General features: G+C 72.9%; 2 protein-coding genes. One reads left to right on the top strand and one right to left on the bottom strand.

Going from position 1 to position 1,054, the window contains the following annotated elements; translation table 11 throughout:
• On the bottom strand, nucleotides 1-143 hold a 143-nt coding region (locus tag ACWGDE_RS39190), incomplete at its 3' end, for an HTH domain-containing protein (protein ID WP_453393854.1).
• Between the two features lie 521 nt (nucleotides 144-664).
• Here ACWGDE_RS39190 and ACWGDE_RS39185 point away from each other — a divergent pair.
• A partial coding sequence (locus ACWGDE_RS39185; RefSeq protein WP_453393853.1) for a DUF3224 domain-containing protein occupies nucleotides 665-1,054 on the top strand: 390 nt, incomplete at its 3' end.

The raw sequence follows: 1,054 nt of genomic DNA, 5'->3' as shown, positions 1-1,054 counted from the left end.
GGTACCCCCGAGGCTCCGAGGGCGTCGATGTCCCGGTAGACGGTCCGGACGGACACCTCCAGCTCGGCGGCGAGTTCGGGGGCGGTCATCCGGCCGCGGTTCTGGAGCAGGAGGAGCAGGGAGAGGAGCCGGTCGGCGCGCATGCCGACATTGTCCGGCATACCTGACAGGGGATGTCAGGTATGCCGGACAGGCTGTTGGCGAACGGGCGAAAGGACCCCGCCGACCGCAGCCTGCCGGCCGGCCTGCCCAATCCGCCTGCGCCGTCCAGCCCATCCGTCCGCCCGGCCGGTCAGTCAATCCAGACCGCCCCGCCAACCGGCCCGTCTGCCCGTCTGCCCGTCCAGCCCGCCCGGCCAACGGGCCCGTCCAGCCCGTCCGGACGAGCCAGCACCTTCCGCCTTTCCGGGCAGGCCAACCCATCCAGCCCGCCGGACCCCTGCGGCCCGTCCGACCCCTGCGGCCCATCCAGCCCGTCCAGACAAGCCAGCACGTCAGTCCAGGCGACCCGGAGCCGTCCAGCCCGTCCGCCTATCCAGCCCACGTCCAAACCGTCCAGTCCGTCCAGTCCGTCCAGTCCGTCCAGTCCGTCCAGTCCGTCCAGGCGAGCCAGCCCGTCCGGCTCGTCCAGGACGACCCTGACCACCCCGAACCAGGAGCTCTCATGTCCACGCCCACGCCCACGCCCACGCCCACGCCCACGCCCGCAGCCGCACCCGTTCCCGCCGCCGCCTCCCCGGGCTCCCCCGCCGGTGGCTTCACGTTCAAGAACTGGGAGGAGCACCCGATCGGCGCCGCCGAGGCGCCGTTCCCGCGACTCGCCCGTGCGGTGGTCACCAACGCCTTCACCGGCGTCGTCACGGCGCCGGAGACGGCATGCGCGTACACGATCGCCTACACCGGGGAGAACACCGGCACCTTCGCCGGCATGGAGCTGGTCACCGGCACCGTGGGCGCCCGCAAGGGCAGCTTCGTCCTCGAGGAACGCGGCACCTTCGACGCCACCGGCGTCACGCGGTGCTCGTTCGAGGTGGTGCCCGGCTCGGGCACGGAC

The sequence above is a fragment of the Streptomyces sp. NPDC054956 genome, assembly GCF_053609185.1.
The sequence above is the reverse complement of the archived record's forward strand: the minus strand, read 5'-3'. Positions and strand labels throughout refer to the sequence as shown.